The organism is Bacillus sp. S2(2019), assembly GCF_005144805.1.
Classification (GTDB): Bacteria; Bacillota; Bacilli; order Bacillales; family Bacillaceae; genus Bacillus; species Bacillus altitudinis.
The window spans coordinates 62842-88476 of the sequence record NZ_SWFL01000002.1; the positions used below are offsets into that span (position 1 = coordinate 62842).

At 41.0% G+C, this 25635-nt stretch carries 25 protein-coding genes; 15 read left to right on the forward strand and 10 right to left on the reverse strand.

The window, feature by feature from the left end:
- Positions 1–73: 73 nt before the first annotated feature.
- From FBF75_RS05500 to FBF75_RS05510, 3 genes are all read right to left on the reverse strand, one after another.
- Entirely contained in the window at positions 74–1429 is a 1356-nt protein-coding gene (locus tag FBF75_RS05500) for a glucose-6-phosphate isomerase (protein ID WP_017367943.1), read from the reverse strand.
- 126 nt (positions 1430–1555) lie between these two features.
- Entirely contained in the window at positions 1556–2728 is a 1173-nt protein-coding gene (locus tag FBF75_RS05505) for an iron-containing alcohol dehydrogenase (protein ID WP_058213663.1), read from the reverse strand.
- Between the two features lie 119 nt (positions 2729–2847).
- Positions 2848–4011 carry an iron-containing alcohol dehydrogenase gene (locus FBF75_RS05510; protein ID WP_017358962.1) on the reverse strand — a complete coding sequence of 388 codons (1164 nt, stop codon included), beginning with the start codon at positions 4009–4011 and terminating at the stop codon, positions 2848–2850.
- Positions 4012–4155: 144 nt separating this feature from the next.
- On the opposite strand from FBF75_RS05510, the gene FBF75_RS05515 reads away from it, so the two are divergent.
- Positions 4156–4392: a DUF378 domain-containing protein gene (locus tag FBF75_RS05515; RefSeq protein ID WP_008345792.1), complete on the forward strand. Its 237-nt coding sequence runs from the start codon at positions 4156–4158 to the stop codon at positions 4390–4392.
- 66 nt (positions 4393–4458) lie between these two features.
- Here FBF75_RS05515 and yugI read toward each other — a convergent pair whose 3' ends face one another.
- The 3 genes from yugI to FBF75_RS05530 form a co-directional block, all read right to left on the reverse strand.
- Positions 4459–4851 (reverse strand): S1 domain-containing post-transcriptional regulator GSP13, encoded by a 393-nt coding sequence (gene yugI, locus FBF75_RS05520; protein ID WP_008345795.1) that lies wholly within the window; start codon positions 4849–4851, stop codon positions 4459–4461.
- A 198-nt stretch (positions 4852–5049) separates the two neighbouring features.
- Positions 5050–6243 carry an aminotransferase gene (locus FBF75_RS05525; protein ID WP_008345797.1) on the reverse strand — a complete coding sequence of 398 codons (1194 nt, stop codon included), beginning with the start codon at positions 6241–6243 and terminating at the stop codon, positions 5050–5052.
- Positions 6244–6744, reverse strand: a complete 501-nt coding sequence (locus FBF75_RS05530; protein ID WP_007500517.1) for an Lrp/AsnC family transcriptional regulator — start codon at positions 6742–6744, stop codon at positions 6244–6246.
- 178 nt (positions 6745–6922) lie between these two features.
- Here FBF75_RS05530 and FBF75_RS05535 point away from each other — a divergent pair, with 178 nt between their 5' ends.
- Positions 6923–7747: an alpha/beta fold hydrolase gene (locus tag FBF75_RS05535; protein WP_017358960.1), complete on the forward strand. Its 825-nt coding sequence runs from the start codon at positions 6923–6925 to the stop codon at positions 7745–7747.
- Here the strand turns inward: FBF75_RS05535 and FBF75_RS05540 are convergent.
- A complete protein-coding gene (locus FBF75_RS05540; protein WP_025207895.1) occupies positions 7744–8004 on the reverse strand; it encodes a DUF1871 family protein in 261 nt (86 codons plus the stop codon). The genes FBF75_RS05535 and FBF75_RS05540 overlap by 4 nt on opposite strands.
- 83 nt (positions 8005–8087) lie before the next feature.
- Between FBF75_RS05540 and FBF75_RS05545 the strand changes: the two genes are divergently transcribed.
- Positions 8088–9263 carry a MalY/PatB family protein gene (locus tag FBF75_RS05545; RefSeq protein ID WP_025207896.1) on the forward strand — a complete coding sequence of 392 codons (1176 nt, stop codon included), beginning with the start codon at positions 8088–8090 and terminating at the stop codon, positions 9261–9263.
- Between the two features lie 133 nt (positions 9264–9396).
- Positions 9397–10689 (forward strand): sensor histidine kinase, encoded by a 1293-nt coding sequence (locus FBF75_RS05550; RefSeq protein WP_136944514.1) that lies wholly within the window; start codon positions 9397–9399, stop codon positions 10687–10689.
- Here FBF75_RS05550 and FBF75_RS19630 read toward each other — a convergent pair whose 3' ends face one another.
- Positions 10690–10866, reverse strand: a complete 177-nt coding sequence (locus FBF75_RS19630; RefSeq protein WP_008345810.1) for a hypothetical protein — start codon at positions 10864–10866, stop codon at positions 10690–10692.
- A 93-nt stretch (positions 10867–10959) separates the two neighbouring features.
- On the opposite strand from FBF75_RS19630, the gene kapB reads away from it, so the two are divergent.
- Positions 10960–11352, forward strand: a complete 393-nt coding sequence (gene kapB / locus FBF75_RS05555; protein ID WP_017358956.1) for a kinase-associated lipoprotein KapB — start codon at positions 10960–10962, stop codon at positions 11350–11352.
- Here the strand turns inward: kapB and kapD are convergent.
- The gene (kapD, locus tag FBF75_RS05560; RefSeq protein ID WP_008345814.1) at positions 11349–11966 is read right to left on the reverse strand and encodes a 3'-5' exonuclease KapD; all 618 of its coding nucleotides are present in this window, start codon (positions 11964–11966) and stop codon (positions 11349–11351) included. The two genes, kapB and kapD, sit on opposite strands and share 4 nt — an antisense overlap.
- 218 nt (positions 11967–12184) lie before the next feature.
- On the opposite strand from kapD, the gene FBF75_RS05565 reads away from it, so the two are divergent.
- From FBF75_RS05565 to FBF75_RS05575, 3 genes are all read left to right on the forward strand, one after another.
- The gene (locus FBF75_RS05565) at positions 12185–13363 is read left to right on the forward strand and encodes an MFS transporter (protein ID WP_241698631.1); all 1179 of its coding nucleotides are present in this window, start codon (positions 12185–12187) and stop codon (positions 13361–13363) included.
- A 108-nt stretch (positions 13364–13471) separates the two neighbouring features.
- The gene (locus FBF75_RS05570; protein WP_017367951.1) at positions 13472–15373 is read left to right on the forward strand and encodes a transglycosylase domain-containing protein; all 1902 of its coding nucleotides are present in this window, start codon (positions 13472–13474) and stop codon (positions 15371–15373) included.
- Positions 15374–15391: 18 nt separating this feature from the next.
- Positions 15392–15802 carry a thiol-disulfide oxidoreductase DCC family protein gene (locus tag FBF75_RS05575; protein WP_017358953.1) on the forward strand — a complete coding sequence of 137 codons (411 nt, stop codon included), beginning with the start codon at positions 15392–15394 and terminating at the stop codon, positions 15800–15802.
- 43 nt (positions 15803–15845) lie between these two features.
- Here FBF75_RS05575 and FBF75_RS05580 read toward each other — a convergent pair whose 3' ends face one another.
- Complete coding sequence (locus tag FBF75_RS05580) at positions 15846–16403, reverse strand: YufK family protein (protein WP_017367952.1); 558 nt, start codon at positions 16401–16403, stop codon at positions 15846–15848.
- 185 nt (positions 16404–16588) lie between these two features.
- Between FBF75_RS05580 and malK the strand changes: the two genes are divergently transcribed.
- From malK to FBF75_RS05615, 7 genes are all read left to right on the forward strand, one after another.
- Positions 16589–18190, forward strand: coding sequence for a malate sensor histidine kinase MalK (gene malK / locus FBF75_RS05585; RefSeq protein WP_017367953.1), 1602 nt, complete (start codon positions 16589–16591; stop codon positions 18188–18190).
- Entirely contained in the window at positions 18183–18890 is a 708-nt protein-coding gene (locus tag FBF75_RS05590) for a response regulator (protein WP_008345826.1), read from the forward strand. The genes malK and FBF75_RS05590 overlap by 8 nt, the downstream gene beginning before the upstream one ends.
- A 395-nt stretch (positions 18891–19285) precedes the next feature.
- Positions 19286–20368, forward strand: a complete 1083-nt coding sequence (locus FBF75_RS05595) for a BMP family lipoprotein (RefSeq protein ID WP_008345828.1) — start codon at positions 19286–19288, stop codon at positions 20366–20368.
- 159 nt (positions 20369–20527) lie between these two features.
- A complete protein-coding gene (locus tag FBF75_RS05600) occupies positions 20528–22063 on the forward strand; it encodes an ABC transporter ATP-binding protein (protein ID WP_008345830.1) in 1536 nt (511 codons plus the stop codon).
- Positions 22056–23102 (forward strand): ABC transporter permease, encoded by a 1047-nt coding sequence (locus tag FBF75_RS05605; protein WP_017367955.1) that lies wholly within the window; start codon positions 22056–22058, stop codon positions 23100–23102. Before FBF75_RS05600 ends, FBF75_RS05605 begins: the two co-directional genes overlap by 8 nt.
- Positions 23103–24062 (forward strand): ABC transporter permease, encoded by a 960-nt coding sequence (locus FBF75_RS05610; RefSeq protein WP_008345835.1) that lies wholly within the window; start codon positions 23103–23105, stop codon positions 24060–24062.
- A gap of 179 nt (positions 24063–24241) precedes the next feature.
- Complete coding sequence (locus FBF75_RS05615) at positions 24242–25579, forward strand: 2-hydroxycarboxylate transporter family protein (RefSeq protein WP_017367956.1); 1338 nt, start codon at positions 24242–24244, stop codon at positions 25577–25579.
- Positions 25580–25635 lie beyond the last annotated feature (56 nt).

Consider the following 25635-nt stretch of genomic DNA (forward strand, 5'->3'; position numbering starts at 1 on the left):
TTAGGGAGGCTTGCACTGACACCATGAGAACATAAAAAAAGGCACACCTTATGAAAAGATGTGCCTTTTATTCTTATGATTGTTTGAGACGGCTCTCAAGTTCTGCCTTTTTCTCTTCGAAGCCCGGTTTTCCTAATAAAGCAAACATGTTCACTTTATACGCTTCTACTCCAGGTTGGTCGAATGGATTGACGCCTAGTAAATACCCAGACATCGCACATGCTTTTTCGAAGAAGTACACGAGATATCCGAATGTATAAGCATCCATTTCAGGAATCGTCACAATCAGGTTCGGTACTTTCCCATCAGTATGAGCAAGCATTGTGCCTTCAAATGCTTTTTTATTGACGAAATCAACCGTTTTTCCTGCAAGATAGTTTAACCCATCAAGGTCTTGTTCTTCTGCTTCGATGACAAGTTCATGTCGTGGCTTGTCTACATTCACGATGGTTTCAAACAAGTCTCTTCTTCCTTCTTGTACATATTGACCAAGTGAATGAAGATCCGTTGAGAAGTTGGCAGATGAAGGATAGATTCCTTTTTCATCTTTCCCCTCACTTTCACCGAATAACTGCTTCCACCATTCTGCAAAGTATTGTAATCCTGGCTCATAGTTAATCAGCATTTCAATTGTCCGTCCTTTATTGTAAAGAACATTACGAACAACCGCATATTGATAAGCCGCATTTTCTGAGAGCTCAGATGAAGCGAAGTCTTCACTTGCTTTCGCAGCACCTTCCATCATTTGATCAATGTCTGCACCGCTTACAGCGATTGGCAATAGACCAACTGCTGTTAAGACGGAATAGCGTCCGCCGACGTCATCAGGGATGATAAATGATTCATAGCCTTCTTCAGTTGCTAATGTTTTGAGTGCCCCGCGTGCCTTGTCAGTTGTCGCATAGATGCGTTTTTTCGCTTCTTCAGCACCATATTTTTCGATAAGGAGCTTTTTAAAGATACGGAACGCAATGGCTGGCTCTGTTGTTGTACCAGATTTTGAAATCACGTTAATGGAGAAATCGGCATCTTCTAGCAGATCCATTACATCTGTTAAATAAGAAGAACTGATGTTGTTTCCAATAAAGATGATTTGCGGTGTTTTGCGTTTGCCTTTTGGCAAAGTATTATAGAAAGAATGGTTTAAAAACTCAATGGCCGCACGTGCCCCAAGATAAGATCCACCAATTCCAACAACGAGTAATACATCAGAATCAGATTTAATCTTTTCAGCACTTTTTTGAATGCGGGCAAATTCTTCGCGATCATATTGCTTCGGTAAGTCAACCCAGCCTAAATAATCACTGCCAGCACCCGTTTGTTCATGAATATTATGATGGGCCACCTTCACAAAATCTTTTAAATATGTAAGCTCATGTTCTTGAAAGAAAGGTAACGCTTTCGAGTAGTCAAATTGAATATGTGTCATCGCTTGTAAGCCCTCCATTACGTTAGTTCTGTCCCTTTCACTTTAGCGGAACTAGCTATTGAAATCAAGTGATCGTCATTGATGCAGCAAAAAGCCGCTCCTCATGAAGAGAAGCGGCCATCCAAATTATAGAGAAGCTTTCAAAATCGCTAAAATGTCATCACGGCCAAGTTTCATAAAGTTACCAAAACCACCATATTCCATTTCTTTTGCTGCGATGTCAGCAATTTTGTCCAGTTGATCTTCACCAATATCATAATCCGCTAAACGGCTCGGTGCACCGAGGCTTGTCCAGAAGGCTGACAGCTTGTCGATTCCTTCTAATGCGATGTCACGATCCGATTTTCCTTCTGTCTCAATGTCAAACATGTTCAACATGAGGTTTTTAAAACGTTCGACATTATGATCAAGTGTATGACGCATCCAGTTTGGGAAGAGGATCGCAAGTCCACCCGCATGCGGAATGTCATAAACAGCTGATACTGCATGCTCAATCGTATGTGATGCCCAGTCGCCAAAATAGCCCATTTGCAGCGTGCCATTTAAAGCAATCGTTCCTGCATAAAGGATGGTTTCACGGTGCTCATAGTTTTGTAAGTCTTCAAGTAGCTTTGGCGCTGTCTCGATGACTGTTTGAAGAACAGCAAAACACATCCGATCTTGTAAAGGCGTGTTTTTGACATTATGGAAATATTGTTCAAATACATGGCTCATCATATCAACCATGCCATACACCGTTTGATTCTCTGGCACAGAATATGTGTGCTCAGGATCTAAAATTGAAAAAGCAGGGTGCGTGACTGAACTGCCCCACACGTACTTTTCATTTGTTTCCCAGTTCGTGATCACAGAATCCGGGTTCATTTCTGAGCCTGTCGCTGCAAGTGTCAATACTGTGCCAAATGGCAGTGCTTTTTGAGCGGTCGTTTTCTTTGAAATAATATCCCAAACATTCCCGTCATATTCAGCTCCAGCTGCAATGGCTTTTGTACAGTCGATGACACTTCCCCCACCAACTGCTAATAAGAAATCAATGTTCTCATTTTGGCAAATGTCGATCCCTTTTTGCACTGTAGTGAGGCGAGGGTTCGGTTCAACTCCTGACAGTTCAAATACGTCAGCCTCTGCTTCATTTAAAGTGCTGATGACCTTATCATAAAGACCATTTTTCTTAATACTGCCTCCACCATATACAAGAAGCACTCGCTTTCCATAACGAGCGAGTTCGCTTTTTAGTCCGTCTAGTTGTCCTTTTCCAAACATTAATTTCGTTGGATTATAGTAAATAAAGTTCTCCATCTGTTCTACATCTCCTTAAAACATATATATCCAAAAACATGAAAGACTACTGTAACATATGTACATGCAGAACTCAAAAAAGATAACTGCTTAAAAGCAGCTATCTTTTCCATGTTCGATTATAAAGAAGCGTTTAGAATAGCTAGAACATCTTCCTTGTTCAGCTTTTTAAATTGGCCAAATTCACCACGTGCCATTGCACGGTCTGCAATCAGATCAATTTTCTCATCGTTGATGTCATAGTCAGCTAAACGGTTTGGTGCTCCTAAACTTGTCCAGAAAGCAGAAAGTTTTTCGATTCCTTCTAAGCCAACTTCTTCGTCTGTTTTGCCCGCAGGGTCTACATCGAATACACGCACTGCTAATTGTTTGAAGCGACCTGGGTTTTCTTGAATGACATGTTTCATCCAGTTCGGGAACAAGATCGCAAGTCCGCCTGCATGAGGGATGTCATACACCGCGGATACCGCATGCTCAATATTGTGAGATGCCCAGTCTCCGCGTGCGCCCATTGAAAGCATTCCATTCAGTGCAATGGTGCCTGTGAATAAAATCGTTTCACGAAGCTCATAGTTTTCCAAATCATTGATCAGCTTTGGTGCTGTTTCAATGACTGTACGAAGAAGTCCTTCACACATACGATCTTGGTAAGGTGTATTCTCCGTGTGATGGAAATATTGTTCAAACACGTGAGACATCATGTCGACCATGCCATAAATCGTATGGTTTTTTGGCACAGTAAATGTATTGACTGGGTCAAGAATAGAGAATTTAGGGAAGACAGCTGGACTGCCCCATCCGTATTTCTCATTTGTTTCCCAGTTTGTGATGACGGAGCCAGAGTTCATTTCAGAACCTGTCGCGGCAAGTGTTAATACTGTACCAAATGGGATGGCTTCCATTGGGACATGCTTACGAGTGACGATATCCCAAGCATCTCCATCGTATTTCGCACCAGCTGCGATCGCTTTGGTTGCGTCAATGACACTACCGCCGCCGACTGCCAAAATAAAATCAATTTGGTTCTCTTTGCAAAGCTCAACCCCTTTTCTAACTGTTGTTAAGCGCGGGTTTGGCTCAACACCAGCAAGCTCAGTGATTGCAGCTCCTGATTCTTTTAAAATGCTGACAACTTGGTCATAAAGGCCATTTCGTTTAATGCTGCCTCCACCATATACAAGCAATACGTTTTTTCCGTAGTGTTTTAGTTCATCTGAAAGGGCTGATACTTCTCCCTTTCCAAAAATTAATTTCGTTGGGTTCCAATAAGTAAATCGATCCATGTGATCTCCTCCTCGCGCTACATTATGCGCCTCTTTCATTCCAAAAGTAAAGTAATTTGCTTTCATCCATTTTCTTACGCATAGTTTGGCTAAAAATCTGCAAAATATAAATGTATTGATACTGTAGCGAAAGGAGGAATCACGATGAGTGCTATTCAGCGTATTGCCCTCGTGCTCACGATTATCGGTGCTATTAACTGGGGACTAATCGGCTTTTTTCAATTTGACTTAGTAGCAGCGATCTTTGGCGGTCAAGGTGCTGCATTATCACGTATTATTTATGGTCTTGTTGGAATTGCAGGTCTTGTCAATCTTGGTCTGTTGTTCAAACCTAGTGAAGAAGCTGTCCGCCGTGACGAGCCAAATCCAGAGGTCCGCTAATGAAAAAGACATAAAAAAAGACTGCCTATGAGGCAGCCTAAGGCACCGTTTGAAGCGGTGCTTTTTTTATTTCTTGATAAGGTCTTTACGGTTTGATTGCTCAATCCACTCTTCAAGTTTATCTTTCAGTGTATTGAAACCTTGTGGTGCAGCAGCTTCTTCTTTCACTTGCTGTGGTCTTTGTTTCTTTGGTTTGCTTTCTTTTCTTTCAGGTGCTTCTTGCGTTGCACGGATAGAAAGGCTGATTTTACCAGCATTTTCATCAACAGAAAGAACTTTCACTTGTACTTCGTCACCAATTGAAAGGTGCTCGTTGATGTCTTTTACAAAACCGTGAGTTACTTCAGAAATGTGCACAAGTCCTTGAGTTTCTTCATCTAATGCAACAAACGCACCATACGCTTGTAATCCTGTTACTTTACCAGTGTAAACACTGCCTACTTCAAACTTTGTCGCCATGATAACAACTCCTAAATAAATGTTTTAATATTCGTTTATACGCAATTAAAAACTATATCACAGAACGCTCTTTTACGCAAAATATTTTTTAATTGGGTTTAGATCCGTTCAAAAGGGGGAATACCTGAAAACAAGAATGCTTTCTAGTATTCCCCCCTAATTTGAGAGGCATGAGTCCAGATGGATTGATGCCTTTTTTTATTTTAAGATAGCAGGTGCCTCTTCTTGCACTTGTCTATTCTGCAAAAAACGCTGGATTCTTGAAAGTGATTCCTGCAAGTGATCGAGTGATGATGCATATGAACAGCGAATATGTCCTTCACCACTTGGACCGAATACATTTCCAGGGACAACCGCTACTTTCTCGCTAAGCAGCAGCTCCTCGGCAAATTGTTCTGAAGTCATGCCTGTGCTTTTAATGGACGGGAAAGCGTAAAACGCTCCGTTTGGCTGGTGGCAAGTGAGTCCAAGTTCATTGAGAGAGCCGACAAACAAATTACGGCGCCTTCTGTAGCTTTTCTTCATTTTCTCCACATCTTCAAGTCCATTTTTTAATGCTTCTTCTGCGGCATATTGTGCCATAGCTGGTGCACACATCATAGAATATTGATGTATTTTCAGCATGGCATCACGGAGGACTGGCGGTGCTGCCACATAGCCTAAGCGCCACCCCGTCATAGCAAACCCTTTGGAAAAGCCTGAAATCAAAATCGTTCTTTCCTTCATATCTTGAATCGCCGCTACGCTCGTAAAAGCTTCATCGTACGTCAGCTCTGCATAAATCTCATCTGTGATGATTAAAAGATCATGCTCCTTTGCAAACTGAGCAATATCTTCAAGCTCTTCTTTCGAGTAAACAGACCCTGTTGGGTTTGATGGAGAGCATAGCAAGATGGCTTTTGTTTTCGGCGTCAGCTTCGTACGAAGATCAGCAGAATCGGCTTTAAAATCTTTTTCAGCCGATGTACTTAAATAAACCGGTACACCGCCCGCAAGTGTCGTAAGAGCCCCATATGCGACGAAACAAGGCTCTGGGATGATCACTTCGTCCCCGCTGTTTAAAATGGCGCGAAAGGCCAAATCAAGCGCCTGGCTACCACCAACCGTAATAATGAGTTCTTCTTCAGGACTGTACTCAATGTGAAACCGCTTATATAAATAATGACTCAATTCTTTTCGCAAAGAGAGCAGCCCAGCATTTGCTGTATAAGAGGTCAGTCCTTGCTCTAAAGACATAATACTGGCTTCTCTCACATTCCAAGCTGTCACGAAATCCGGTTCGCCGACCCCGAGGGAGATAACCCCTTCCATTGTGGCTGCCAAATCAAAGAATTTCCGAATACCTGACGGCTGAATGCTTTGTACCGTTTCAGATAAATAAGACTTTTTCATTTAAGGAGACACCACGATTCTTTTGTCATCGTCCCCTGTTTCAAAGACTTTCCCATCATGCTTATATCTTTTCAAAATAAAGTGGGTAGTGGTTGAAACAACAGAATCAAGTGTCGATAATTTTTCAGATACGAAGCGGGCGATATCAGACATGGATCTTCCTCTGATCACAACAGATAAATCATACACGCCTGACATTAAATACACGGACTCCACTTCTTGGAACCTGTAAATGCGTTCAGCAATTTCATCAAAACCGACGCCTCTTTTTGGGGTCACTTTCACATCAATCATCGCTGTAACGCCTTCGTGTCCGTCTACTTTTCGCCAGTCAATCATGGTCGAATAATCAATAATGACTTTTTGATCTTCCAGCTTTTGAATAATGGCTTCTGCTTCTTCTGATGTCACACCTGCCATTTTTGCAATTGTATTTAAATCGGCGCGGCTGTTTTCATCTAAAATCTCTAATATTTCAGTTTCTTTTTCGGTTAGTTTCATTGATTTCACACCTCTGATTGTAAAAAGCTAGTTTTAAAAAATCTTCTGAACATTATAGCACGTTTTTCCCATTATGCTAAGCAGGGAAAAGATTCTAATCGTAGCTTAAAATCCACTTTTTAGGGTACAATACAGTCACCTAACAGAGAGTGAGTATCAAATATCGGAGTTGATGAGTGTGGACATTGTACAGCCATCCTATATGAAAAGTAAATTCGGTTTAGATATCTATTACGAACACTATCCAAATGAAGGTAAGAAGACATTGATTTTGATTCACGGCCTTTTCTCATCTACCTTCAGCTATCGAAAGCTCATCCCGCTTCTGAAACAAGACTTCAATTTAATTGCGATTGATCTGCCTCCATTCGGGCAGTCCGAAAAATCGAATACGTTCATTTACAGCTATCGCAACATGGCAAAAATCATCATTGAACTAGCTGGTTATTTGCAGATTCAGCATGCGATCCTCGTGGGGCATTCCATGGGGGGACAAATTGCTTTATATGCTGCCTCTGAGCGTCCCGACCTATTTGAAAAAGCTGTTCTTTTATGCAGTTCAGGGTATATGAATAAGTCCAAAAAGTCGCTTGTTTACAGCACATATATTCCTTATTTTTATCTCTATTTAAAAAGAAAGTTGTTCAAGCAAGGTATTATGAAAAATTTAACCGCTGTTGTGCATGATCATTCGATTATTGATCAAGAGATGGTGGACGGATATTTAAAGCCTTTTTCAGATGACCAAATTTTCAGAGGTATTTTTCGTTTGATTCGGCATAGGGAAGGCGATTTAGCGTCAGATGTCTTAAAGAAAATGGAGACACCTGTCCTGCTGATTTGGGGGGAGGAAGACCGGATCGTTCCTATTCAAATTGGCGAAAGACTGCACAAGGATCTGCCGCATTCAACCTTTCACGCATTAAAAAAAACCGGGCACCTCATCCCTGAGGAAAATCCGGTCTTTGTGTCTGATCAAATTGGTCATTTCAGCCTGTCTTAAAACGAACAGGAGCTACTTTCTCTTATGATAAAAAGCTGATTTGCGATATGCTGGCAGCTTTCCATCGGAAGAAGCTGATCAAATGAGTGATGGTAAATGGCTTGAATGTCTTTCGCGAAAGATAACGGGTCTTCTGCGTCGTATAAGGCACTGATGACGTCAGCAGGCTCCGTTTCGTAAAAGTCCTCTCCATACTGAAAAGGGTCCCATGCCTTAATGATTTGAATCATCTCTTCTACAGCTTGACTATCTTTCATGGGGATCACCGCTTATAATAAATTTTGTGATGTTTATTTTAGCACAACCAAGAATGGTTGAAAAACGGCTAGAGGTGGGTTTCATGAATTTCGACGAACAGATCATACGTAAAGGTTCAAAATCAGTCAAATGGGATCAAGCAGAGTCTTTATTCCTGACAACAGATGCGCTGCCAATGTGGGTAGCAGATATGGATTTTAAAGCGCCCCAAGTCGTGCTTGATGCTTTAAAAGAACGATTAGATCACGGCGTATTCGGCTATGCATTTCAGGATCAGGATACGCAGCAAGCAGTAGCTGACTGGGTCAAAAGAAGACACGGTTGGACGATACAAACAGATGCCGTCACCTTCACACCAGGTATCGTGACAGCACTTAGTTTTGCGGTACAAGCCTTTACAGCTCCGAATGATGAAGTGGTCATTCAGTCACCGGTGTATACGCCCTTCTATCAAATGATTGAAAGAAACGGACGTATCGTCTCAACCAACCCTTTAAAAATAGAAAACAACCGTTACATGATGGATTTTGATGATTTAGAGAAGAAATTAAGCAGGCCAGAAGCAAAGCTGATGTTTCTTTGTCATCCGCATAATCCTTCAGGGAGAGCTTGGTCAAAAGAGGAATTAAAGCGTGTAGGAGATTTATGTGTACAGTACGGTGTCACCGTCGTGTCAGATGAAATTCATTCCGATCTGATGCTTTACGGGCAGCCGCATGTGCCTTTTGCCAGCCTTTCTGATGAGATAGCTAACATCACGGTAACGTGTATTGCACCGAGTAAAACATTTAATTTAGCTGGTCTTCAGGCATCTGCCATTATCATTTCTGATGAAGAAAAAAGAACTCTTTTCACCAATGAAGTGCAAAGAAATGGATTGTCTAAACTGAATGCCTTTGCGATTCCTGCCATGGAGGCGGCCTATCGCCACGGAGATGAGTGGCTTGATTCACTTGTTCTTTATCTCGAAAATAATATGAAGATCGCAATGGATTATATTGATGATTATCTGCCGAGCATGCGTTATATGAAACCAGATGCTTCTTATCTATTGTGGCTGGATATTCGTGATTATGAGCTCACTCAAGCAGAATTGAAACGTAATCTGCTGAAAAAAGGCAAGGTCATACTAGAGCTCGGAAACGTATATGGGCACGAAGGAGACGGCTTTATTCGAATGAATCTAGGCTGTCCTGCCGGAACAGTGAAAGAAGGTCTGAAGCGCCTTCACCAAGCATTCACTCAATCATCCGAATAAAACCATTTCTATCAAAAGAACATCCTAACGGGTGTTCTTTTTAAAGAAAAAAACCCTCCTATTATCATATCTACTTTGTACATGAAATGATATAATGAGAGGAATTACAATTATTTACGAGGAGAGCATTTAAATGGAAATGTTCAAGGATTTTCTGCTCCATGTATCTTTTATTCTATTTCCAATCTTTTTATATCATGCACTATGGCTAAGCCGGACCCCTGCTCATTTCCCTAAAACGAATAAACTGCTCATCACCATATTTGCATCCATTTCATCAGCACTATGTATTATGTATCCAGTTGGTTCGATTTTAGATTTGCAGACTGGGCTTCAATCGATTCCCCTTGTACTGGCTATTTTATACGGGGGATATACCGCCGGAATCGTCGCTATCTTAGTTAGTTCAACCGTAAAGTTCGTGATGTATGGCTCTTTTTTATGGATTGGATTGATTGTTGTACCGATTTACTTTTTCATTCCTTTCCTGCTTTACCGGAAATGGCGCCAATATTCTAAGCAGAGAAAGCTGTTATACGGAGTCATGATTGCGTTATCAAAAGGGATGTTTATTTACATTGGACTGCTTGTGGTCAGCTTAATAGAGTACAGCCCTGCATTCATTATGCAGCAAAAGCTGCTTGAATTATTTTTCTCAACTCTTTACTACATATTCTTTCTTGTGCTGAGTATTTATTCCATTGAGTTTGTGAAAGAGAATGCGCAAATGAGAACACAGCTTGTCCAATCAGAGAAACTGACGATTGTGAGTGAACTTGCAGCAAGTGTCGCCCATGAAGTCCGCAATCCACTGACGGTGGTGAGAGGATTTATCCAACTGCTCTTTTCAAGTGACAATACGAAAGAGCCGTCAACCAATAAAGATTATAAAAATCTCGTTTTATCTGAACTTGACCGTGCGCAGGATATTATTACGAGCTATCTTGATATTGCGAAACAAAATTATTATCAAATTGAGTCTCTCAATTTATCTAAATTACTTGAAGAGTGTGCGTCGCTGATGACATCCTATGCGAATTTTAAGTCGGTCACGATTCATCAATCGATTGAACCAGACTTATACATCCAAGGTGATGAAACGAAAATCAAACAAGTCATGATTAATTTAATCAAAAATGCAATTGAAGCAGCGCCCGAACACGAAGGTAAAATCGAACTGTTTGCTTCAAAAGAAAATCATCGAATCTGCCTTTATTTCGTTGATAACGGTGTAGGCATGTCAGAAAGCCAAATGAAAAAGCTTGGTGAACCCTATTACACATTGAAAAATAAAGGAACAGGGCTTGGGCTGACAGTAACATTTTCCATCATTGAAAATCATCATGGAACCATTCGTTTCAAAAGCTCATTGCAGTCTGGTACAACAGTCACCGTGAAGTTTCCTGAAGATACAAGAAGAAAATGATCAATCCATTTTTTTTGTCCTTTTTTCATCGATCTGCTCCTGCTTCTTAGAAGCACGAACGATCAGACGAAAGCAAATAAATGCAGCAGCAAAGAAAAGCACCGTCGTGATTGCCGCAGGGATATACTCCCTTTTATCTTCAGGAAAATACAGTAGAAAGAATATGATGAACGACATGATTCGCTCTTCCCCCTTTTGCTCGTTTACTTCACTATATTGGCTAAAAGAAAGGAAATACCTTCTTATGCGAAGGAAATGGAGGAATTTCATATGACAGACATTCAGATTGGACAAATCGTGAAAGGTTTTTACAAAACAGGTGTTTACATTGGGGAAGTGACAGCCGTTAAACCATCTACTTATCTCGTTCAAGTAAAAGCGGTTTTAACACACCCCACTCAAGGTGACCTGCATCATCCAAAAGAAGCGGACGTACCTTTTTTTCAGGAAAGACGGGCTTTGGCCTTTAGGGAACAGACGAATATCCCTCATCATATGGTCAAGCCTTATGATGGCGACATACCTGATTATCAAGTATCGCTGAAAGACGCCGTAGACAAATTGAAAAAAGGGCTCAGTGCGGATGATTCCAAGTGGGCTGAAAAATCAAGAGCGTGCCTCTCTTCTCTTGAAAAAGATTATTTTCCAGAAGACGCCCGCTAATCTGCCGAATCAAAAAAGTGAGAGAAGTCAATGAGTTCACCAATTTTGGTTGTTTGCGGATTTTCCACATAGGATCGATCTTTTTCAAAAAGGGTGAACAGCTGATAAGTGGTCATGGCATCATCGAGTGCTTTATGATGCTTACCAGCTCCTTCACTGCCGTACTCCTTAGCTGCTTTCCGAAGTCCTGTGAGTGTTCTATCCCCAAAAAAGGTTTTATATTCAAAAGCCAGATCCCTTTGATTCCCCTTAAAAGGAAAACCAATATGATTGAGCATACAGTTTTGCTTCAGTACCTTCATGTCCATATTTCCCCATGTGATAATCTCACAGTCTTCTCCCCCATCGAGTGACACGAGCTTCTCGATAAACGCCTCAAAAGAAATCCCGCTTTCTACATCCTGCTGCGTAATGCCAAGGAACGATTTACAGCGCTTTGTCAGCTTCGGGAACTTTTTCGGTTTGACATAGCTTGAGAATGTGTCTATGATCGTTTCATTTGATGCTTTGACGACACCGGCTTCAATGATTTCCGGGAAAAAATTTTGCGGATGATATTTCCCATCAGGCATCGTAAATTCAAAATCGACCACAAGCAGCGTCTTCTGTTCCATCAGTCTCACCCCACTTTCTCGTCTGTTTTCCATCCTGCTACTATTATATTAAGACGGACTTTGAAATCACTTCATTTTCGTGAAAATAATGCAGATTCACTATGCCCAACCTATTCATCAGATGAAAGATCGTTTATTTTCCTTTATAATTATTAAGGAACACGAAATAAATAAAGAAGGTGGTCTTTATCACAAACAGGAAGAAAAACTTGTACATCATGTGGTTTGTGAACTTTTTTGTATCTGCCAGCATTACAATGATCGTCCCTTTTTTATCACTTTACATAGAGTCTCTTGATAGCAGTTATTCGAATGAATTTGTTCAAAGATGGAGCGGCTATGTCTTTGGGGTTACGTTTTTAACAGCCTTTCTCATTTCTCCAATTTGGGGACGGATTGGTGACCGGCATGGCTATAAAAAGATTTTGCTCATTAACGGTATTGGGATTGCAACAAGCATTTTATTAATGGGGCTTGTTCAAACCGTTTATCAACTATTTGCGTTAAGGCTTTTCATGGGGCTTGTGACAGGCTTTATTTCGACTTCGATGGCACTGATTTCTGCACAGACCGAAAAGGCAACAGCCGGTAAGACCCTCGGTACGATGCAGATGAGTAATGTCGCCGGAGGGTTATTCGGTCCATTAATGGGTGGATTTATGGCAGACAGTGTCGGATTCATTTATACATTTTTCTTAACAGCTGCTGTCATATATGTGTCAGCGATTGTCATTATCTTCGGTGTGAAAGAACAGCCGATCCGTTCAAAAGAAGCAAAACGGGTTTCTTACTCACGGAAGGACGTCCTTGTCCATATTTTCAAACAGCCTTTACTTGTCGTCACCATGCTTCTCACATTTATTACGCAAGTCGGGAACTTTAGTATTCAGCCGCTTTTAGCCTTGTACATTCATGATTTACACGGCCCCGTCAATCTTGCCTTTTATGCAGGGCTGGCGTTTTCTGCAACGGGGCTTGGCAATTTGCTGTTTACACGGAAATGGGGAGACCTTGGAGATCGTATTGGTCACGATAAGGTGCTGCTCGCCCTTCTCATCCTCTCCTCCATTTTATTTATCCCGCAAGCGATGGCAGATTCCTACGGGATGTTAGTCATCTTCCGTTTCTTATACGGGATGGCACTAGGCGGCATCATTCCTTGTACGACTGCCTATATTCGCATCAAAGCGCCTGCCTCTATGCAAGGGGAAGTGCTTGGTTACAATGTCAGCTTCCGCTTTCTTGGAAATGTCGTCGGACCCGTTATAGGCGGCATTGTGGCGAGTCATTACGGAATTCCAGCTGTCTTTTATGTCACCGCCGGCATTTTCCTTTTCGGGGCATTATTTTTATGGGCGGTCCGCTCACAATCAAAGTCAAAAGAGAGGAGTGTCTGATCCATCATCAGATACTCTTTTCTTCTGTCTAAATGCCTTGTTTACTAGACTTCACGTCTATTCTTTTCTAAAAATAACCTTCTCGTAATCGCAAAAGAATGGTACGATATGGCTAGAAATCCGAAGAAAGTGAGTGACCTCATGTTTCGTGCAATCATTGGATGGTTATTACTTGCTGCCCTCATTCCATTATTTGTTCTGACTTTTTATCTATCAAAGGAAGAAGCCGCAAGTGTAAAACCTGTTAACGAAGTGCTTGATCAAAAAATCAAGCTGGAAAAGGTAGACTTTTCCCAAAACAGTTATATGTATGATCGAGATGGTTCTCTTATCTCTGAGATCGTATCAAACGATGAGAACCGTGTTTTCGTGAAGTACGATAAAATTCCTGATTCCGTCAAGGAGCTGTTCCTCCGATCAGAGGACCGCAACTTTTATGACCATAAAGGCATTGACTTTATGGGCGTGATTCGTGCCCTTGCCGCAAATGTGAAAAACCATGGCATTAGCCAAGGCGCTAGCACCATCACACAACAGTTATCCCGTAATTTATATTTAAGTCATGAACGTTCATTCAGCCGAAAGTTTACAGAACTGCTCTATTCCTATGAGCTCGAGCGAAAATTCACAAAAGAGGAAATACTCGAAAGCTATTTAAATACGATTTATTTCAGTAACGGGGTTTACGGTGTCGGTTCTGCGGCTAATTACTATTTTGATAAGCCGCTTAGTTCTTTGACACTTGCACAGATGGCATTTATTTCTGCGATTCCTAACAACCCTACGCTGTATGACCCATTGAAAAAATTCAAACATACAAAGAAACGCCAGGAACGGCTGCTTGGTATTTTAGAAAAAGATGGTGTCATTACGAAGAAGCAATTCAAAAAAGCAGTGAAAGAAAAAATCAGCTTGTCCTTAAGTGAAAAGAAAAATCTTTACCCTGACTATGTGACCTACGCCAATGAAGAATTTACCGATCTGGTGTCTGATCAGGAAGGCTTTACAAAACGATTGAAAAAAGCCAAAACAGCTGGCGCAAAAAAGGCAATTCAAAAAGAATTATCAGAAAAGGTCAGTGCATTGCTTCAAGATGGTGTGAAGATTTATACAGCACTAGACCCTTCCTTACAACAAAGAGCGGTTTATCAGCTCAATGCACAATTGCCTTATCAAGGTGTGGAAGGCGGTTCAGCAGTCATTAACCACCAAACCCATCAAATCGTCGCACTTGCTGGCGGGAAGAATTATAAAAAGTTTGATTTCAACTACGCCTATCAAGCGCAAAGACAACCAGGTTCCGCAATTAAGCCGCTGTTAGATTATGGCCCTTATATTGATCAAACCGGTGCCACGGCATCAAGTAAAATCAGTGCCGGCAAGTTTTGCAGTAGCGGATATTGCCCGCAAAACTATAATCATAAAACGTATGGAACTGTAACACTTGAAACAGCCTTTAAGAACTCTTACAATACACCAGCGATTCGTATGCTTGATACAGTCGGTGTCAAAAAAGGCTTCAGCTATTTAGAAAAGTTCTCATTCGAACATATTGTCGCAGATGATTACCGCCTCCCTTCTGCACTTGGAGGATTTACAAAAGGCTTCTCGCCGCTAGAAATAACCGATGCATATACCGTGTTTGGCAATCAAGGTGCCTATACGCGAAATCACTCCATTACAAAGGTCACAGACTTAAACGGCAAAACCCTTTACAAGTGGAAAGAGTCGCCGAAGCAAATCTATTCTCAGCGTACAAATGAAACAATGCGCAAGCTACTTGCCTCTGTTGTGAAAAGTGGAACAGGGAAAAAGGCGAATTTCAATTCTCCTTACATTGGGGGAAAAACAGGCACATCCAATGACTACAAAGACATTTGGTTTGTTGGCCTGACAGATCAATACACAATGGGTGTATGGGTAGGAAGAGATAGAGGAACCGTTGAATCTATTTATAGTTCAAGTCCGCACTTACGTATTTGGAAACAAACTATGCAATACGCTAGATAAACAGGAGGTTTGATTGCGATGCATTCAACACAACCCTCTCACTTCATTTTATTTGACGGTGTCTGCAACGTGTGCAGTGGTGCTGTTCAGTTTATCATCAAGCGCGACCCGAATGAGCGGATGATGTTTGCTTCTTTACAATCAGATACAGGGCAGCGTATTTTAAAAGAAAACGGCTTGCCTTTAGATGAGTTCAATTCATTCATTTATATTGAAAATGGGACCCTTTATATGAAGTCAACAGGCATCTTAAAAGCGGCGCGCCATTTAAAAGGGATATACAGATGGAGCTATTTACTCCTCGCGATCCCTCGACCAATCCGTGACTGGTTTTATCAACTCATTGCAAAGAATCGCTACAAATGGTTTGGTCAAAAAACATCCTGTATGATGCCTACACCTGATATTCAGAAGCGGTTTCTTCCATAAAAAAAGCATCCTCCATCATCGGAGGATGCTTTCTTTCGTCTGATTAAGCTGGCAGACTCGCCATCACACTGTTATAAAGCTTAATAAATAAGTACAAAATGCCGATCAAAAACGTGGCCCAAAACAGCAGATTAAACATCATAAACCCAATTAAATTCAGCATGGAAAGTGATTGATAAATGCGTACCACAACCCAGATAAAATAGACGAGACTTGCTAAAACAAAAAGCCCAACAAGCAAAATGAGCTGCTGCGTCAATAGAAATGCAAGTAAGCTGGCAAACAAATAGACAACCGATGCAATCCGAATTTTCTTTAAGTTCTCCCCTTCAGGGTCCTTTGCAAAAAAGAGCAGCGCCAACTCTAACACCGTATCTGCAATGAGTTTTAAAGCAGATAAAATCATAAAATAAACAAGTGCAAATGCGGCAAATAAAGCAAGACGAATGCCCTGTTCAGAGAAAAATTCCAGCATTCCTTTTAAAATCCCTGCTTGGGTCAAGAAGTCAGTCGTGATACCTACTGTAAAAATAGAAAAGGCAGAGCTGAATAGCAAAATTGAAATCAGCGGAAAATATCCAGTCAAATATGTATTTTTCATAAATAGATCCTTTCTCATAAGCTCATTTTTATTATGGCTCACTTAAAACGGATTGACAAGATGCTTTCCAAGTAAACTGGAATCTAAATCAAATTTGTGATTTTGCACGTACATTCCTTCACAAACTTACATTTTCCCGTTAAAGTATTACTATTACGAAAAAATTGCGCGTTAGGGGTATACTCGTGAAAAAAACTTTAAGACTGCAAACACGGCTGACGATCTTTGTCTGTATTGTTGTCCTGATCTCCCTCTGTATCACATTCTTTACGATCTGGTCAGAAACAGCCAAAAATATTCATCAGCAGGAACGTGATATCGCCCTCTCCACTGCCAAAATGGTCGCAGAGGCTCCGATCACAGCAAAATCATTGGAAAAAGATCAATCATATACAGCACTGCGAAAATATACAACAAGTGTTCAGCGTATTACCAAAACCGAATTCGTTGTCGTCATGGATATGAACGGTATCCGCAAAACACATCCGAATCCGCAAAAGATTGGGAAGCGGTTTGCTGGCGGTGATGAAAAACCGGCATTACAGGGTAAAGAACATATTAGTACCGCATCTGGAACACTTGGCAAGTCCATGCGTGCCTTTGTTCCTGTTTATAACCAAGATGGCAAGCAGCTCGGGGCTGTGGCAGTTGGGATTACATTAAAGGAAATTGATTTAATTATTCATCAAAGCCTGCTCCCGCTCTACTTTGTCACATCGCTAAGCCTTTTATCTGGCATTATCGGTGCACTCATTGTGGCACGTAAAGTAAAGAAGATTATGTTTGGACTAGAGCCAGATGAAATTGCCACATTATTAAAAGAACGAAGCGCTATGCTAGAATCAACAAAAGAAGGCATTCTTGCCGTCGATCAGCACGGTAAAATCAAGCTGGCAAATGCAGAAGCTAAACGTCTTTTTCATAATATGGGCATTATGGTTGACCCTAGAGAACAAGATGTACAGGCCCTTCTTCCTTCAAGCGGCTTAAAGCAAGTAATCGAAACACGGAAACCGCTGCTTGATCGCGATGTCAGAATGAACGGACTGGAGCTGGTCTTTAATGAGGTGCCGATTACGGTAAAAGGGGAAATTGTCGGAGCGATCGCAACCTTCCGTGACAAAACAGAAGTCAAACACCTGGCTGAGCAGCTGAGCGGGGTGAAGATGTATGCCAATGCACTTCGTGCCCAGTCACACGAATTTATGAACAAGCTCCATGTCATTTTAGGATTGGTCCAGCTAAAGAACTATGATGACCTTGGCACCTATATTAAAGATATTGCAATTTATCAGCAGACAGAAACAAATGAAATCATCAACCATGTGAAAAACTCAGTCTTAGCCGGGTTTTTACTAGGAAAACAAAGCTATATCAGAGAACAAGGCGCAGCTTTAGAAGTCAATTGCAGTACACAGGTACCAAACTCGGAGGACCCAGCAGTCACACATGACCTTATTACGGTCATCGGTAATCTGTTAAATAACGCACTCGATGCCGTTTCCCATACAGAGAACAAAAATATCTCCATCTCATTCAGATATGTCCAAGAGCAGCTTCATATTGAAATTACAGACACAGGTGTCGGTCTGACAAAAGAAGAACAGGACATCATGTTTGATCAGGGCTTTTCAACAAAAGGAGAAGACAGAGGATTTGGCCTTTACTTTGTTGACCAAAGCATCAAAAAACTGAACGGACATATGATCGTCACAAGCGAAAAAGGAGAAGGAACGACCTTTAGTCTCCGTATTCCATATAAACAAAAGGAGGATTCACATGATTAATGTGTTGATCGTAGAAGATGACCCAATGGTCGGGGAGCTGAATAAACGCTACTTGACCCAAATAGAAGGTTTTGAATTAAAAGGGATTGCCACCTCATTTCAGAAGGCACTAGACATCTTAAAATCAGAAATCATTCACCTTGTATTGCTTGATATTTATATGCCTGGACAAAATGGGCTCGCCCTATTATCAGAAATTCGTGAGCAAAATCATTCCGTTGACGTCATCGTCATTTCAGCTGCAAATGAAGTGGATGTCGTACAGCAAACGATGCGAAACGGAGCTGTCGACTATTTAATCAAACCTTTTGAGTTCGAACGCTTCCAATCAGCACTGGCAGAATATAAAAGAAAACATGCCCTATACCAAACGATGAACAGCATCTCTCAAAATGATTTAGACGCGAAGCTTTTTCATAAAAAAGCAGAGGCGGAAAAAGTCCTGCTGCCAAAAGGCTTAACGAAGAGCACACTCAAACTCATCTGGACAAGCATTCAATCATTCGGTCAGCAGGCTTTCACGACCGAAGACCTAGCCAATCATACAGAAATCTCCCAAGTTTCGATTAGAAAATACTTGAAATTTCTTGAGGATATCGAAGTGGTTGATGTGGAGATGGCATACGGGACAATCGGCCGCCCTGTTTTCCAATATAAACTGAATACAAGCAACATGAATTTGATACAGCAATATCTTTAATTTGACACATCTGACCTTTCACAAAGGCCAGATGTTTTTTTATGGCATACGATGTCACAAACCCCTTGATATCAGCGGTTTCACTGTAGTAGAGCACATCATAAAAGCGGCATTATATCATATTTCAGCACATAAAAAGACATCGAATTTAGCCTTTTAACATTTTTTTAAAAATAAAACAAATTTCTATTTATTTATTCGATGGGAAATGATAAATTATGATTGATTAGTTCAACGAGATATAAGTCTGATGTCTTACATCTTCTCTCCTGTTTCCATCAATTTTAAAAGAATGCAGGATAAAATACCCTTTTCAGAAGGATAGGAGAAGGCAAGAGTCGGTCTTTTTTCGCGAGACTTTTCTGAAACTTTTAAATTTTATAGGGGGTTATGTTTTGAAGAAGCGCAAAATTGGACTTGCATTGTCCTTAGTCGTAGCAGCAGGAACCATCCTTGGAGCATGCGGCAACTCTGGCTCAAACAGCGGTGAAAACAAAAAAGATAAAGATCAATTCACTGTTGCAATGGTAACTGATGTCGGTGGTGTCGATGACAAATCGTTTAACCAATCTGCTTGGGAAGGTTTACAAGCATTTGGGAAAGACAACAATTTAACAAAAGGTAAAAACGGCTTTGATTACTTACAATCTAAATCAGACGCTGACTATACAACAAACTTAAACACACTTGCTCGTGAGAAATTTGATTTGATTTACGGAATTGGTTTCTTAATGCAAGATTCTATTACTGAAATTGCGAATCAACGTAAGAAAAACCACTTTGCCATCGTTGATGCAGTTGTAAAAAAAGACAACGTAGCAAGCATTACATTTAACGAAAACGAAGGTTCATTCCTTGTAGGTGTTGCAGCGGCTCTTTCTACAAAATCAAACAAAATTGGTTTTGTTGGCGGCGTTGATTCTGAATTAATCAGAAAATTCGAAGTTGGTTTCCGTGCAGGCGTTGAAGCAGCTAATCCAAAAGCAAAAGTTGAAGTGAAATATGCTGGGGCATTCGATAAAGCAGACATCGGTAAAGCAACAGCTGAAAGTATGTACAAATCTGGCGTTGACGTCATTTACCACGCAGCAGGCGGAACTGGAACTGGTGTCTTCACAGAAGCGAAAAACCTGAAAAAAGCTGATCCTGACCGCAAAGTGTGGGTCATTGGTGTTGATAAAGACCAGTATGATGAAGGTAAAGTACCTGGAACAAAACAAAGTGTCACTCTTACTTCTATGATTAAGAAAGTAGACACAGCGGTACAAGACTTAACAACAAAAGCAAAAGAAGGTAAATTCCCTGGTGGCGAAGTGATCACTTACGGTCTGAAAGAAGGCGGCGTTGACATCTCTCCATCTCAAGAGAATCTTGATAAAGATGTATTGAAGAAAGTCGAAGAATGGAAACAAAAAATCATCAAGGGTGAAGTGAAAATCCCTGCAACACGTGATGAACTAAAAGATTTTAAAGCTTAATTTGTGCATCGGGATAAGCGCGCCTTATCCCCTTGCCTCTCCTTTACCTCCTCTTTATTCGTAAAAGGTGGTAAAAGAAAAGCTGCAGCCTTGTTTTGCAGCTTTTCTTTTGCTAGTTTTTATCTTCATCAGCACCCTAAAAAAGGAGCGGTTAAACCTGTGGATTATGTCATTGAAATGTTGAATATACGCAAAGAATTCCCTGGCATTGTAGCAAATGATAACATTACGCTGCAGCTAAAAAAGGGCGAAATTCATGCGCTGCTTGGTGAAAACGGCGCTGGAAAATCAACGCTCATGAACGTGCTTTTCGGACTGTATCAGCCTGAAAAAGGTGAAATCAAGGTACACGGAAAACCGGTTACAATCTCTAGTCCAAATGATGCAAGTGATTTAGGCATTGGAATGGTCCATCAGCATTTTATGCTAGTTGATACATTTACTGTGGCTGAAAACATCATTTTAGGAAAAGAGCCAAAGAAATTTGGAAAGATTGACAAAGAACAAGCCATTCAGCAAGTGCAGGAACTTTCTGACCGTTATGGACTGAAAATAGACCCTGCCGCTAAAGTATCTGACATCTCAGTCGGTATGCAGCAGCGAGCAGAAATCTTAAAAACACTATACCGCGGCGCTGACATCTTGATCTTCGACGAACCAACAGCCGTCTTAACACCTCAAGAAATAAAAGAACTCATACAAATTATGAAAAACTTAATTAATGAAGGCAAATCCATTATATTAATTACCCACAAGCTAAAAGAAATTATGGATGCCTGTCATCGCGTGACCATTATCCGAAAAGGGCAAGGTATTCGTACACTTGATGTGGAACACACAAACAAAGACGAGCTTGCCAGTTTAATGGTCGGCCGCGAAGTCTCATTTAAAACAGACAAAAAAGCAGCCTCCCCTGCTGAAGAAGTCTTGCAAATTCAAGATCTCACTGTCAAAGATGCGCGAGGAATTGAAGCCGTGAAACAACTCAATTTATCAGTGAAAGCTGGTGAGATTGTCGGAATTGCGGGTGTAGACGGAAATGGTCAATCTGAATTAATTGAAGCCATTACAGGTCTGAAAAAATCCGAATCTGGCACGATCATGCTAAACGGGAAAGCCATTCAAAATCTCCCGCCTCGTAAGGTCACAGAATCTGGTATCGGACATATTCCTCAAGACCGTCATAAGCACGGACTTGTCCTTGACTTTTCAATTGGAGAAAATATTTCCTTACAAACGTATTATCAGCGTCCATATTCGAAGTTTGGCTTGATGAATATGAAAAATATTTATCAAAAAGCAAAACGAATCATTGCTGAATACGACGTACGGACACCTAGTGAATATACAGAAGCACGTGCGCTATCAGGCGGTAACCAGCAAAAAGCCATTATTGGCCGTGAAGTTGACCGAAATCCTGATTTATTAATTGCCGCACAACCGACACGTGGACTTGATGTCGGAGCCATTGAGTTTGTTCATAAACGTCTGATTGAACAAAGGGATTCAGGCAAAGCTGTTCTGCTCATATCCTTTGAGCTTGATGAAATTATCAATGTCAGTGATAAGATTGCTGTTATTTTCGAAGGCAGCATTATTGCCATTGTTGATCCAAAAGAAACAACAGAGCAAGAACTTGGTCTGTTAATGGCTGGAAGTACGCAACAGGAAGTGGGGAAAGAAGCAAATGTCTAATCGCTTAACAAATCTGCTGATTCCGCTTATAGCCATTGTACTTGGTCTTTTCGTTGGGGCCATCATTATGCTGGCAAGCGGTTATAGTGTCATCGAAGGTTATAGCGCCCTTTGGAATGGCGTATTCGGTGAAACATATTATATGGGAGAAACCATCCGACAAGTCACTCCTTATATTTTATCAGGACTTGCTGTTGCCTTTGCATTTCGGACAGGCCTATTTAATATCGGGGTAGAAGGTCAAATGCTGATTGGCTGGGTAGCTGCTGTATGGATCGGCACAACTGTCCATGCACCTATGTATATCCATCTGCCTCTTGCACTGATCACAGCAGCTGCTGCTGGTGCATTATGGGGCTTTATTCCCGGATTTTTAAAAGCTCGTTTTTACGTACATGAAGTCATTGTCACCATCATGATGAACTACATTGCCCTTCATGTCACAAATTATTTAATCTCAAATGTCTTAACAAACAATAAAGATAAAACAGAAAAAATTGATGCAACAGCTTCCCTTCGATCTGGTTTTTTTGAGCAGATCACTGATTTCTCTAGAATGCATAATGGGATTTTTGTTGCCATTATTGCGGCTGTTGTCATGTGGGTTATTATCCAGAAAACCTCTAAAGGGTTTGAATTACGCGCAGTTGGGATGAACCAGCAGGCCTCTCATTATGCTGGGATGAACGTTCGACGCAACATCATTTATGCGATGCTCATTTCTGGTGCCTTTGCAGGTCTTGCAGGTGCGATGGAAGGACTCGGAACATTTGAATATGCTTCGATTAAAGGATCATTCACTGGCGTTGGTTTTGACGGAATCGCTGTTGCCTTATTAGGCGGAAACACAGCTATTGGTGTCGTCTTAGCGGCATTATTGCTTGGTGGATTGAAAGTCGGTGCTTTAAACATGCCGCTTGAATCTGGCGTACCGACTGAGGTCGTTGATATTGTGATTGCGATCATTATTCTTTTCGTTGCCTCAAGCTATATCATCCGTCTTGTCATTCAACAATTGAAGAAAAAGGGGGGAAAATAAGTGGGATTTCTGCAAATTCTTGAAATCATCGTCCCGGCTACACTTGTATATGCTGCACCACTTATTTTAACCGCTCTTGGAGGCGTCTTTTCAGAAAGATCAGGTGTCGTCAATATCGGTCTTGAAGGTTTGATGGTCGTCGGAGCATTTTCTAGTATTATTTTTAACTTAATGTTTGCTGATACGTTTGGTGCCTTGACCCCGTGGCTCGGTCTACTTGTTGGTATGGCCATTGGCGGCGTGTTCTCACTCATTCACGCTGTGGCCACTATTACGTTCAGAGCAGATCAAACGGTCAGTGGTGTTGCGATTAACATGCTTGCCCTTGGTGCTACGCTGTTTGTTGTCAAACTGATTTATGGCAAAGCACAAACGGATAAAATTACAGAACCTTTCTATAAAGGAGATATTCCCCTTTTAAGTGACATTCCGATCATTGGTGATATTTTCTTTAAAGATGTGTATTATACGTCCATTCTCGCATTAGTTCTTGCGGTTGTCGCTTGGTTTGTTTTATTTAAAATGCCGTTTGGCTTGCGACTTCGTGCAGTCGGAGAGCATCCAATGGCAGCTGATACAATGGGAATCAAGGTATACCGAATGCGCTATATCGGCGTCTTCATTAGTGGTCTATTTGGCGGTCTTGGCGGAGCTGTGTATGCATCGACCATCGCTCTTGATTTCTCACACGCCACCATTACAGGACAAGGCTTCATTGCGTTAGCCGCCCTTGTTTTCGGGAAATGGCACCCATTTGGCGCTATGGGCGCTGCTTTATTCTTTGGATTTGCACAAAGCTTAAGCATCATTGGCTCTCTGCTTCCGCTGTTTCAAGATATCCCGAACGTGTACATGCTCATTGCACCATATGTGCTGACGATCCTAGCTCTTACTGGCTTCATTGGACGAGCAGACGCTCCAAAAGCACTTGGTACTCCTTATTTAAAAGGAAAACGATAAATAAATACCATGTATGAGCACTCCCCTGAAGGACAAACTATCTTCAGGGGATTTTTGTATGATAAAAACGACAAAACCCCTGTTTATTTTACTTTTATTACACTTAATTTAGTTTAATAAATAGATGAGTGTCACAGAATCTTCTACAATTGAGACAAATAGCATTTGGGGGTGTTTATGTGGCTAATACACAACAATTGAAATCGATTACAAACGATTCTGACAATAATAAAAGCGTTTTCCGAAAAATTCTTTCTTGGAAAATTGGTGTTATTGATCTACCTGTGTATATAGTACTTGCAGCGATTATTTTAACTGCCGCTTATTTTAATAAAATTCCAGCAAATATGCTTGGTGGTTTCGCTGTTATTATGATTTTGGGGATTTTCCTAGGAGATGTAGGACAACGTATTCCAATCTTAAAAGATATTGGTGGACCGGCGATTCTTTCTTTATTCGTACCATCGTTCCTGGTCTTTTTTCATGTTCTGAATCCAAACTCGTTGGAAGCGGTTACGTCTCTGATGAAAACGTCGAACTTCCTATACTTCTATATATCTGCTCTTGTAGTAGGTAGTATTCTTGGGATGCAACGAACTGTTTTAGTACAAGGCCTTATTCGTATGTTTGTTCCTCTTGTTGCAGGTACAATTACAGCTGTAGCTGCTGGAATTCTAGTGGGTCTTCTAGTTGGTTACACACCACATCATTCGTTCTTCTTTATCATTGTACCGATTATTGCCGGTGGTGTCGGTGAAGGGATATTGCCATTATCAATTGCTTATTCGCAAATTCTTGGTGTATCAGCAGAGTCATTAATTTCTCAATTGATTCCGGCTGCTGTCATTGGGAACGTCATTGCCATCATTTGTGCTGGCGCAATGAAAAAGCTTGGTGAAAAACGTCCTGAACTAAACGGGAACGGAAGACTTGTTAAATCAAAAGAAGCAAATGAAATCTTTGAACAGCCTGACATGGATACTAAAGTTGACTTCAGCTTAATGGGTGCAGGTGTACTTGTTGCTTGTACAACCTTTATCTTTGGCGGCTTATTAGAAAGTTTTGTTCATATTCCAGGTCCAATCTTAATGATTGTTCTTGCTGCATTAATCAAATACTTAAACGTGATGCCTCAGCATTTGCAAAACGGCTCACAGCAGTTCTACAAGTTTGTATCGAAAAGCTTTACATGGCCTCTAATGGTTGGTTTAGGAATTCTATACATTCCACTTGATGATGTGGCCACTGTTATTTCGATTCCTTTCGTATGTGTATGTATTGCTGTTGTTCTAGGCATGGTTGGTTCTGGTTACTTTGTTGGTAAATTCATGAACATGTATCCAGTTGAATCTGCAATTGTGACTGGCTGTCACAGTGGATTAGGCGGTACTGGTGACGTTGCAATTCTTTCAGCTTCTGGAAGAATGGGCCTTATGCCTTTCGCTCAAGTCTCTACACGTCTTGGCGGAGCAGCAACCGTTATTTGCGCAACAATCTTACTCAGAATGTTTACTTAAAAAAGAAACAAAAAGCATGTCCCTTTCATAAGGGACATGCTTTTTTTATATTTCTT

What these genes read in the sequence shown, in the direction of transcription:
- FBF75_RS05500 (WP_017367943.1), bottom strand. Translation starts at nt 1,429, where the DNA reads ATGACACATATTCAATTTGACTACTCGAAAGCGTTACCTTTCTTTCAA.
- FBF75_RS05505 (WP_058213663.1), bottom strand. Translation starts at nt 2,728, where the DNA reads ATGGAGAACTTTATTTACTATAATCCAACGAAATTAATGTTTGGAAAA.
- FBF75_RS05510 (WP_017358962.1), bottom strand. Translation starts at nt 4,011, where the DNA reads ATGGATCGATTTACTTATTGGAACCCAACGAAATTAATTTTTGGAAAG.
- FBF75_RS05515 (WP_008345792.1), top strand. Translation starts at nt 4,156, where the DNA reads ATGAGTGCTATTCAGCGTATTGCCCTCGTGCTCACGATTATCGGTGCT.
- yugI (WP_008345795.1), bottom strand. Translation starts at nt 4,851, where the DNA reads ATGGCGACAAAGTTTGAAGTAGGCAGTGTTTACACTGGTAAAGTAACA.
- FBF75_RS05525 (WP_008345797.1), bottom strand. Translation starts at nt 6,243, where the DNA reads ATGAAAAAGTCTTATTTATCTGAAACGGTACAAAGCATTCAGCCGTCA.
- FBF75_RS05530 (WP_007500517.1), bottom strand. Translation starts at nt 6,744, where the DNA reads ATGAAACTAACCGAAAAAGAAACTGAAATATTAGAGATTTTAGATGAA.
- FBF75_RS05540 (WP_025207895.1), bottom strand. Translation starts at nt 8,004, where the DNA reads ATGAAAGATAGTCAAGCTGTAGAAGAGATGATTCAAATCATTAAGGCA.
- FBF75_RS05545 (WP_025207896.1), top strand. Translation starts at nt 8,088, where the DNA reads ATGAATTTCGACGAACAGATCATACGTAAAGGTTCAAAATCAGTCAAA.
- FBF75_RS05550 (WP_136944514.1), top strand. Translation starts at nt 9,397, where the DNA reads ATGGAAATGTTCAAGGATTTTCTGCTCCATGTATCTTTTATTCTATTT.
- FBF75_RS19630 (WP_008345810.1), bottom strand. Translation starts at nt 10,866, where the DNA reads ATGTCGTTCATCATATTCTTTCTACTGTATTTTCCTGAAGATAAAAGG.
- kapB (WP_017358956.1), top strand. Translation starts at nt 10,960, where the DNA reads ATGACAGACATTCAGATTGGACAAATCGTGAAAGGTTTTTACAAAACA.
- kapD (WP_008345814.1), bottom strand. Translation starts at nt 11,966, where the DNA reads ATGGAACAGAAGACGCTGCTTGTGGTCGATTTTGAATTTACGATGCCT.
- FBF75_RS05565 (WP_241698631.1), top strand. Translation starts at nt 12,185, where the DNA reads ATGTGGTTTGTGAACTTTTTTGTATCTGCCAGCATTACAATGATCGTC.
- FBF75_RS05570 (WP_017367951.1), top strand. Translation starts at nt 13,472, where the DNA reads ATGGCTAGAAATCCGAAGAAAGTGAGTGACCTCATGTTTCGTGCAATC.
- FBF75_RS05575 (WP_017358953.1), top strand. Translation starts at nt 15,392, where the DNA reads ATGCATTCAACACAACCCTCTCACTTCATTTTATTTGACGGTGTCTGC.
- FBF75_RS05580 (WP_017367952.1), bottom strand. Translation starts at nt 16,403, where the DNA reads ATGAAAAATACATATTTGACTGGATATTTTCCGCTGATTTCAATTTTG.
- FBF75_RS05590 (WP_008345826.1), top strand. Translation starts at nt 18,183, where the DNA reads ATGATTAATGTGTTGATCGTAGAAGATGACCCAATGGTCGGGGAGCTG.
- FBF75_RS05605 (WP_017367955.1), top strand. Translation starts at nt 22,056, where the DNA reads ATGTCTAATCGCTTAACAAATCTGCTGATTCCGCTTATAGCCATTGTA.